Here is an 8,707-nt window from a genome sequence, read left to right as displayed (position 1 = left end):
GGGCGCGGGGGAGCGGGTCGCCGTTCCGCCGTGGGCCGGGCGGGGTGAGAGCCGTCGCGGTCGTCGCCGGATCCGCCGCCCCTTCGCGAAGCCATCCCGTTCCGATCCTCATCCCCTCCCACTTCTGTGAGGTGTCATGCGCTGTGTCATCGCCCGGTACCCGTTCGAGTTGAGCCGCAACGGTGTGCTGTCCACCATGAAGGGCGTCACGCCCGAGCCGGTCACCGGCGCGTCCGTGACCATCGGTCGTCACCGCTATCCCGCCAAGCAGGTGGGACGGGTTCTCACGGGTCAGGATCCCCGTGACTTCTCCTCCGGCGAGGTCACCCGGGCGATGGCCCGGCTCGGTTTCACCTGCCACGAGGACCCGGCCGCCGTGGCCGCGGCCACCCCCGCCCCCACGCCGCTCCAGGCTGCCTCGCAGCTGTTCGGCACCGCCGCCATCCGGGACGACCGGTAGGCGACGGACGTCGTTGACGCGACACGACGAGGGCCCCGCCGACGAATGTCGGCGGGGCCCTCGTTCGTTGTGTCGGGGCCGGGGGCCGGGGGGCGCGGGCCCGTGTCCCGCCGGGGTCGCCGGAAGCGAGCGTTCGCCCGGTGGGGTGATGATGTGCCCCGGGGCGATGAAATCTCTCTTTGTCGCAGTAGACATTGCCCGGCACTCCGGTTAGGGTTTTTTCCGTGGAGGTGGCCGGACCCCCGGGGAGACGGCCGACCGGGTCCGCGGGGAGATGCCCGCGGCGCGACCGGCGGCGTCCCCCCGCGAAGCCGGCCCGGGATCGACCCGCGAAACGGAGGAGTGAACGCCATCGGAATCGCCCGGATCGAGAATCCCTCGGCCCGGGTACCGCAGGACCGGGGATGGGAAGGTGATCGCGCATCGAGCGTCGACGACCCCCGTCCACCCGCCCCTCGATCGGTCGGGTGACGGAAACGCAAGGTCGGCAGAGCGGTACAGCCGACAGATGGTGTTGAATTTCCTTCGGGGCCCCGGTGCCGTACGGCGCGGGGCCCCTCGACACGTGCCACGTCTGAGGTGAGATGACAGCAGAGACCCCGCTCGACAACCGGCTGGACGACGACGACTACCCCGCGTACACGATGGGTCGGGCAGCCGAACTGCTCGGCACGACCCCGGGCTTCCTGCGTGCCATCGGTGAGGCCCGTCTGATCACCCCCCTGCGATCGGCGGGCGGGCACCGGCGTTACTCCCGCTATCAGCTGAGGATCGCCGCCCGGGCCCGTGAACTGGTGGATCGCGGCACACCCATCGAGGCGGCGTGCCGCATCATCATCCTGGAGGACCAGCTCGAGGAGGCCCGGCGCATCAACGAGGAGTACCGGCGCGCCGCGAAGGAGTCGGCCGGGGCGGATTCCGCCTGATCCGGTGCCCGGGCCCGCCCGGAGGGCCCGGTGGGGACGGCCGGGGCGGCCGGAAACGGCGCCGTCCCGACGGGCCGGGGCCCGCCGGGACGACGGTGGAGCACGGTGGAACGGGACGGCGACTCAGCAGGAGAGGTTGCCGCCCGGGGTGGTACCGAGGATCTCGGTGAAGCGCTGGAAGGTGCTGATCCGGCTCTGCACCTGGCCGGGGTTCCCGCCGTTGCACTCGATGCTGCCGTTGATGCTGCGGATCGACTCGCCGAAGCCGGCCCCGCTGACGATGGCCTGGTGGCCGCTCATGCGGCCCGCGCCGGACTGGGTGTTCCAGAACCACAGGGCGGTGCGCCAGGAGATGGCCGCGTCGGTCTCCACCAGGCGGGGGTTGTTGAGCAGGTCGATGCCGAGGGCGTCACCGGCGGCCTTGTAGTTGAAGTTCCAGCTCAGCTGGATCGGACCCTTGCCGTAGTAGGCGTCCTGGCCGGCGGGGCAGCCGTAGGGCTGGCTCCAGTCGCAGTAGTGGGGGTAGTTGGCGGTGTTCTGCTCCACGATGTGGACCAGCCCGCCGGTCTCGTGGCTGACGTTGGCCAGGAAGGCGGCGGCCTCGCGGCGCTGCACCTCGGTGCTGCCGGTGGTGGTGAAGCCGGGGTAGGAGCCGAGCGCGGCGACCAGCCCGCTGTAGGTGTAGAAGGAGTTCCGGTTCGGGAACATCTGGTTGAACTGGGCCTCGCTGACGATGAAGCCGCTCGGGTTCGGGTTCTCGCCGCCACCGCCGCTGTTCCCGCCACCGCCGCAGTTGTGCGGGTGCCAGAACCAGTGGCTGATCACCGGGTCGTAGCCCGGGTTCTCGTGCTCGGCGCGGTAGTAGCTGCCGTTGTAGCGGACGATGCTGCCGGCCGGGTACCACGTGCCGGCCCGCCAGTCGGTAGCCGTCTCGCAGGACGTCGAACTCGTCGTGGTGGTGGATGCCGAGCTGACCGACGGTCCGAACGCGACGGCGAGTCCCGTCACGAGGGCCGCGGTCGTCAGCAGGGTCACGAAGCGTTTCTTGAGCACGCTGTCAGTCCTCGGAGTGTGGGGGAGGGCGCGCCGCCCGGCGTCGTGCCGGGGCGCTGCCGTGTGGGGGTGGGCCCGCCGGCGGGGAGATCCCGCGGGGGCGTACGGCTCCACTGAAGCCGGCTGAAAGCCGCCCCGTCAAGGTCTAGACCACGTTCCGGAACAGCTCTTCACAGGACACCCCCACTCCCGCCCGGAATGACCGATGGGTGGCGGTTGCGGCCCCGGAACGGACACGGAACCGCCGCACGCCGACCGGTCCGCCGCCGGCCGGCCGGGCTCACCGACCGCGGCGGGCGGAGGCGCGTCGCGGCGCGCTGTACGCGGCGTGCAGGACGATCTCCAGCGGCCCCCGCTCGAACCGGCGCAGCCACAGCGTCGCCCCGACCATGAACACCGCCACGATCACCGCCCACGCCACCACGGGCCACCACGGCCGGGCCCCGTCCCATGCCGCGGCGAGGCCGAGTCCCCAGCCGTAGCAGAGGACGGAGGCGGCGAGATTCTGGAAGACGTAGCAGCTCAGGGCGGTGCGGCCGACCGCCGAGACACCCCGCCGCAGCGGCCCGGGCCCGCCGGTGGTCCGCAGCGCCCACTCGGTGATCAGCCCCAACAGCCCGAGGGCCACCAGCGGGGGCACCACGTACCGGTCCACCAGGAACCAGTCCGGACCGGCGAAGGCCGTCACCGCGTTCAGCGGCACGCCCGCCCCCAGGCCCCACCACGCGAGCCGTCGGCGCAGCCGGTCCCCGCGTTCGCCGCGCTCGAAGGCCCCGGCCCGCAGCAACCGCGCCCCGACCAGGAAGAGCGCGACCCCCATCGGGAGTATGAGGACCATCTCCAGCCGGAACAGCAGCGCGTTGTCCAGCCGTGTCCCGAGCTGATCCACCCAACTCCCCGTCTCGTACACCTCGACCCACGCCGGTGCGGGGGTCGTCTCCGCGGACGCCGATCCGCCCGATCCGTCATTGGTCGGGACCAGCGAGGCCGTCACGGCGGCCACCAGGAGCAGGTGCAGGACCGCCGCCCCCACCAGCCACACCCGGGCCCACCCGTCCCCGCGCACCATGAGGTACACGACGATCATCGAGACCAGCGCGTATCCCATCAGCACGTCGAACTCGAAGACCAGGACGAAGTGCAGCAGGCCCTCCAGGAAGAGCAGCGTCGCCCGCCACGGGTACCGACCGGGCCACGCCCGGCCGCGCCGCAGCGCCGACCGGTACTGCAACCCCAACCCCACCCCGAAGAGGATGGTCAGCAGGGCCAGGAACTTCCCGTTGGTCAGGGCGCGCAGGGCCACCTCCACCGCGCCGCCGACCGAGTCCGCCTCCGGGATGTCGAGGAACGCCGAGGCCGGCCCCAGCGGATGGGTGAACAACCAGATGTTCGTGCCGAGCGTGCCGATGATGGCGATACCCCGCAGGAGATCGAGGACCTCGACACGTCCGCCTCCCCCGGCCGGGGGAGGCGGCTGGGCCACGGGACGGGCATCGGCGCGGGCGGCGCGGGCGGTGGAATCGGCGTCCGACGGCTTCATGCCGGCAGCGTCGCCCCGAGCGGCTCCCGCCGTCCCCGGCCGGGGGGACGGACGGCCCTCCTCACAAAGGAGGGCACCGGCCTCCCCTCTCCCACCTTCGGAGGAGATCCACCGGCGGGACGCCCGGGACGTGGTTCGCCCCGGGCCGCGCGTGGTCTCCTGGGGGAATGACGGGTTCGCGGGGGCCGCAGTGGCCGCGGTGGACGCCCCGGGTGCCCCGGCCCCGGGACCGGTTCCGCCCCGGGCGCGGGGACGTGCCGACCGCCGCCGGGCTCTTCGTCCTCGGAGCCTTCCTCTACCTGGCGGGCGCCTACCCCTTCTTCGGCGGCGAGGGGACGTTCACCGTGTGGTCGGTGCCACCGGGGTGGCGACTGCTGCCTCTGGCGGGCGCGTGCGCGGCCGTCCTGGTGCGCAGGCACCGACCGGTGGCCGCGCTGGGCGCCGGCGCGGCGTTCGCCGCCGTGGACGCGCTGTTCGGCTTCGGCATCCCCATGCTGCTGGTCCTGTGCGAACTGCTCCACAACGCGGCCCTGCGCGGTTCCCACCGGGCGAGCCGCGTCCTGCTGCGCGCGGTCCTGTTCGCGGCGGCCTCGGCCGGTGTGCTCGCCCTGGTCGTCCTGCACGACGGACAGGCCGCCGTCCTGCTGGTCATCCTCGTGCTGACCGTGCTCTTCGTGCCGGTGTGGTGGGCGGTGGAACTGCGGCGCGAACGGGAACTCGCGGACGCCGAACGCGCCCGGGCCGACCAACAGGCCACCATCGCCGAACTCGACCGGCGCTCCGCCGTCGCGGAGGAACGCTCCCGGATGGCCCGTGACCTGCACGACGTCATCGCCGGTCACCTGTCCGCCATCGCCATCCAGGCGGACGCGGCGCGCTCGCTGCGCGAGGACCCCGGGGCGATGGAGAAGGTCACGGCCGGCATGCGGGAGAACAGTCTCGCCGCGCTGGGCGAGATGCGCGCCATGATCGAGTTGCTGCGCGGCCCCGGGCCCGGGGCGCACGACCTCCCGCGGACGGCCCCGGCCCGCCTCTCCGACCCGGGTGCCCTGCTGGACTCGGCCCGGGCGGCGGGCTTCGACCCGACGCCCCTGGCCGTGGGGGACGGACGGGACGGGGACGCGGCGGCGTTTCTCGACCCCCTGCCCGACGGGACGCCGGCGGCGGTGGAACTGGCGGCCCACCGCATCCTCCGCGAGGCGGTCACCAACGCCGTCAAACACGGCCGGGGACCGCGCCTGTGGCTCGGTGCCCGGGTCCGGGACGGCCGGCTGCACGTGGAGGTGGTCAACGAGATGGCCGACGGGATGTTCGGCGGGTCGACCGACGAGCCGACCGGGGGAGCGGCGGGCGCCGGCGGCACCGGGATCGGCCTGCTCACCATGCGGGAACGGGCCGCGGAGGTCGGCGGGACGATCACCGCCGGGGAGCACGACGGGCGCTGGCGGGTCCGCGCCGTGCTGCCCCTCGCACGGACGGAAAGGGATGGGCGTGTCGATCCGGGTCCTGCTGGCCGATGACCACGAGGCGGTGCGGTTCGGGCTGCGCCTCATCCTGGAGCGCGCGCCGGGCATCGAGGTGGTGGGGGAGGCCGCCGACGGCAACGGCGCGGTGGAGGCGGCCCGGCGCCTGCGCCCCGACGTGGTGCTGATGGACGTCCGGATGCCCGGCGGGGGCGGCATCGGGGCGACCCGCGCCCTGGTGGGGGAGAAGGTCTGCCAGGTCCTGGTCCTGACCACCTTCGACCTCGACGAGTACGTCCACGAGGCGCTGCGGGCCGGGGCGGCGGGGTTCCTGCTCAAGACGGTCGAGGGCGCACGGCTGGTGGAGGCGGTGCGGGCGGTCGCCCGGGGTGATGGGGTGCTCGCCCCGGAGGTGACCCGGCGGGTGATCGCGCACTTCGCCGGGGCCGCGCCGCCGTCGCCGGGCCCGGGGCGGGAGGTGGAGCGGCTCACCGAGCGGGAACGCGAGGTCTTCGACTGTCTGGGGGAAGGGCTGTCGAACCACCAGATCGCCCGCCGTCTGTACATCGGCGAGACGACGGTGAAGTCGCACGTCTCGAACATCCTCGCCAAGTTGGACCTGCGCTCCCGGGTGCAGGTCGCCATCCTCGCCCGCGAACACGGGCCGGCCGCCCGGGGCGACGGCCCCCGCTGACCCGGAACGGGGGCCGCCGCGCGCCGGGGCGCTCACGCCGGGGCGGCCACCGCCGCCGGAACCTCCGGCGTCCCCGGCGCGGGCGCGATCGGCACCGCCTTGGCGCGTCCGGCCCGCACCCCGTTGGCGATGACGAGGATCTCCGCGACCTCGTGCACCGCCACGACGGCGGCCAGGCCGAGCGCGCCGACCAGGGACAGGGGCACCAGCACCACGACGATGCCCAGGGACAGCACGATGTTCTGGAGCATGATCCGACGGGCCCGCCCGGCGTGGTCGAGGGCCTGCGGCAGATGCCGCAGGTCCTCGCCCATCAGCGCCACGTCGGCGGTCTCGATGGCCACGTCGGTGCCCATCGCGCCCATCGCGACCCCCGGGTCGGCGGCGGCCAGGGCGGGGGCGTCGTTGACGCCGTCCCCGACCATCGCCACCGGGCCGCCGGAGCGCAGTCCGACGATGTGACGGGCCTTGTCCTCCGGGCGCAGGTCGGCGTGGACCTCGGTGATGCCCGCCCCGGCGGCCAGGGCGGCCGCGGTCCGGTGGTTGTCCCCGGTGAGCATCACCACGTTCCGCCCGTCGGCGCGCAGCCGGGCGACCACCTCGGCTGCCTCCGGACGCAGTTCGTCGCGCACCGCGACGGCGCCGACGACCCGACCGGCGTCCTCGACGAGCACGGCGGTGGCCCCGGCCCGCTGCATGTCCTCCACCCGTGCGGCCAGGCCGCCGGGGTCGATCCAGCCGGGCCGGCCCAGTCGGACCGGGCGGCCGCCGAGTCGTCCGGTCAACCCCGCGCCGGGGACGGCCTCCACATCCGCCGCCGGGGACACGCCGTCCCCGGCGGCGGCCAGGATCGCCCGGGCCAGGGGGTGCTCGCTGCGGGCCTCCAGGGCCGCGGCGAGGGCGAGGACCTCCCCCTCGGTGACGCCGTCCACGGTCGCCGTCCCCACCACGGTGGGCTGGTTGCGGGTCAGTGTGCCGGTCTTGTCCAGGGCCACGGTGCGCACCCGGCCCAGGGCCTCCAGCGCGGCACCCCCCTTGATCAGCACCCCGAACCGGCCGGCCGCGCCGACCGCCGCCACCACGGTGACCGGCACGGAGATGGCCAGCGCGCACGGCGAGGCGGCCACCAGGACGACCAGGGCCCGCTCGATCCAGGTGACCGGATCGCCGAGCAGGCTTCCGATCAGCGCGATCAGGCCGGCGACGACCATGATGCCGGGCACCATGGGGCGGGCGATGCGGTCGGCCAGGCGCTGCCCGGAACCCTTGCGGGCCTGCTCGGCCTCCACGATCCGCACGATCCGCGTCAGGGAGTTGTCCCCGGCCGACGCCGTGACCTCGACCTCCAGCACTCCGGTGCCGTTGATCGACCCCGCGAACACCTCCGACCCGGGCCCGGCTTCCACCGGGACCGACTCGCCGGTGATCGCGGACACGTCCAGTGCCGAGCGCCCCGAGCGGACCGTCCCGTCGGTGGCGAGGCGTTCCCCCGGCCTGACCACCATCGTGTCGCCGATCCCCAGCTCACCCGGCGCCACGGTGACCCCGACGCCGTCCCGCAACACGGTCGCCTCGTCCGGGACGAGGTTCAGCAGGGACCGCAGCCCGCGCCGGGTGCGGGCCAGGGAGTACGTCTCCAGGCCCTCGCTGATGGAGAAGAGGAAGGCCAGCATCGCGGCCTCGCGGAGTTCGCCGAGGAGCACCGCCCCCACGGCGGCGATGGTCATCAGCGTGCCGACCCCGATACCGCCCCGGAGAAGTCTCCGGAGCGAGGAGGGTATGAAGGTCGCGCCGGCCACCAGCAGGGCGAGCGCGTACAGGACGGTGTCGGTCGGCCCGGGCGCGTCGAGGCGGCCCGCGACCAGTCCGCCCACCAGCAGGACACCGGCCACCACGGCGGCCCGGAACTGTCCGACCTCCCACAGGTGCTCCGGCTCCCGGGCCTTCTCCGTCCCGGTCTCCCCGGCCGCCCCGGTCGGGGTGTCGCCGCAGCCGCACGCGTCGCTCATCGGGCACCTCCCGCCGGTGACGGGGCCGGTACGGCCGCCGGGGCGCCGTACCCCGGGCACAGGTCCACCGCCTCGCCGGTGGCCTCCAGGAGGCGTTCGGCGGCGGCGAGCAGGTCCAGGAGTTCGGGCCGGGCGAGCGAGTACAGCGAGGCCCGGCCCTGCGGGCGGGAGGTCACCAGGCCGCAGTCGCGCAGGCAGGACAGGTGCGCCGACACCGTCGACTGGGCCAGGCCCAGCCGGGAGACCAGATCGGTCACCCGGGCCTCGCCCTCCGCCAGCCGGTGCAGGATCGCCAGGCGCGCCGGGTCGCCGAGCGACCGGAACAGGGCGACCGCCGCGGAGGGGGCCCCGCAGTCGGCCGGGGACGGGGTTCCGCCGGGACTCATCGTCATACATCGATGATATCGAATATGGGCGATACCGGGGGAGGTGAGGGGGCGGTGGCCACCTCGGCCCAGACGGTCTTGCCGGTCGGGGGATGGGGGTCGGCGCCCCAGCGGTCGGCGAAAAGGGCGACGAGGGGCAGCCCGCGACCGGACTCGGCGGTGGGGGAGGGCAGGCC

General features: G+C 74.2%; 8 protein-coding genes. 4 read left to right on the top strand and 4 right to left on the bottom strand.

Going from position 1 to position 8,707, the window contains the following annotated elements:
• The first annotated feature begins 136 nt into the window (after positions 1–136).
• A complete protein-coding gene (locus tag FOE67_RS09375) occupies positions 137–460 on the top strand; it encodes an SCO5918 family protein (protein ID WP_182662458.1) in 324 nt (107 codons plus the stop codon).
• 584 nt (positions 461–1,044) lie between these two features.
• Positions 1,045–1,386 carry a MerR family transcriptional regulator gene (locus tag FOE67_RS09370; protein WP_182662456.1) on the top strand — a complete coding sequence of 114 codons (342 nt, stop codon included), beginning with the start codon at positions 1,045–1,047 and terminating at the stop codon, positions 1,384–1,386.
• Between the two features lie 123 nt (positions 1,387–1,509).
• Here FOE67_RS09370 and FOE67_RS09365 read toward each other — a convergent pair whose 3' ends face one another.
• Together FOE67_RS09365 and FOE67_RS09360 are read right to left on the bottom strand one after the other, a co-directional pair.
• Positions 1,510–2,439 carry a glycoside hydrolase family 19 protein gene (locus FOE67_RS09365; RefSeq protein ID WP_182662454.1) on the bottom strand — a complete coding sequence of 310 codons (930 nt, stop codon included), beginning with the start codon at positions 2,437–2,439 and terminating at the stop codon, positions 1,510–1,512.
• Positions 2,440–2,719: 280 nt separating this feature from the next.
• Complete coding sequence (locus FOE67_RS09360; RefSeq protein WP_182662452.1) at positions 2,720–3,979, bottom strand: DUF418 domain-containing protein; 1,260 nt, start codon at positions 3,977–3,979, stop codon at positions 2,720–2,722.
• A gap of 254 nt (positions 3,980–4,233) precedes the next feature.
• Between FOE67_RS09360 and FOE67_RS30330 the strand changes: the two genes are divergently transcribed.
• Both FOE67_RS30330 and FOE67_RS09350 read left to right on the top strand, forming a co-directional pair.
• Positions 4,234–5,499 (top strand): sensor histidine kinase, encoded by a 1,266-nt coding sequence (locus tag FOE67_RS30330; protein WP_182662449.1) that lies wholly within the window; start codon positions 4,234–4,236, stop codon positions 5,497–5,499.
• A complete protein-coding gene (locus FOE67_RS09350; protein ID WP_182662447.1) occupies positions 5,465–6,136 on the top strand; it encodes a response regulator in 672 nt (223 codons plus the stop codon). The genes FOE67_RS30330 and FOE67_RS09350 overlap by 35 nt, the downstream gene beginning before the upstream one ends.
• A 32-nt stretch (positions 6,137–6,168) precedes the next feature.
• On the opposite strand, the gene FOE67_RS09345 is transcribed toward FOE67_RS09350, so the two are convergent.
• Together FOE67_RS09345 and FOE67_RS09340 are read right to left on the bottom strand one after the other, a co-directional pair.
• Positions 6,169–8,145 (bottom strand): heavy metal translocating P-type ATPase, encoded by a 1,977-nt coding sequence (locus tag FOE67_RS09345; protein WP_182662445.1) that lies wholly within the window; start codon positions 8,143–8,145, stop codon positions 6,169–6,171.
• Positions 8,142–8,537 carry an ArsR/SmtB family transcription factor gene (locus FOE67_RS09340; protein ID WP_182662443.1) on the bottom strand — a complete coding sequence of 132 codons (396 nt, stop codon included), beginning with the start codon at positions 8,535–8,537 and terminating at the stop codon, positions 8,142–8,144. The genes FOE67_RS09345 and FOE67_RS09340 overlap by 4 nt, the downstream gene beginning before the upstream one ends.
• Positions 8,538–8,707 lie beyond the last annotated feature (170 nt).

Source organism: Streptomyces calidiresistens (assembly GCF_014141525.1).
Classification (GTDB): Bacteria; Actinomycetota; Actinomycetes; order Streptomycetales; family Streptomycetaceae; genus Streptomyces; species Streptomyces calidiresistens.
This window is presented reverse-complemented; position numbering and strand designations above follow the sequence as displayed.